Below are 338 nucleotides of genomic sequence, written 5' to 3' on the forward strand. Positions count from 1 at the left end.
TAAACAAAGGTGCAAGAATTAAAGACTATGCTGACAAATATGGCGTAGAATTCTTCCCAGGACAAAAACCATTCGGCGTTAAAGCTGACATAATAATACCATGCGCAATCCAAAATGATATTAAAATAGACGAAGCTAAGCAAATAGTTGCAAACAAAGTTAAATTTGTTTGTGAAGCTGCTAACATGCCATGTACAAATGAAGCAGTTGAGTACTTCCAACACAACGGCGTAATAGTAGGACCTTCAAAGGCTGCTAACGCTGGTGGAGTTGCTACATCTGCATTAGAAATGGCTCAAAACAGTGGAAGAATAGCTTGGACTGCAGAAGAAGTAGAT

Annotated in this window: 1 pseudogene; it reads left to right on the forward strand. The window is 38.8% G+C overall.

The features are described from left to right. Positions 1-338, forward strand: a pseudogene (locus P8V03_RS19120) (NADP-specific glutamate dehydrogenase); the annotation flags it as partial.

This window comes from Clostridium tanneri (genome assembly GCF_033659955.1).
GTDB lineage: Bacteria > Bacillota > Clostridia > Clostridiales > Clostridiaceae > Clostridium_AM > Clostridium_AM tanneri.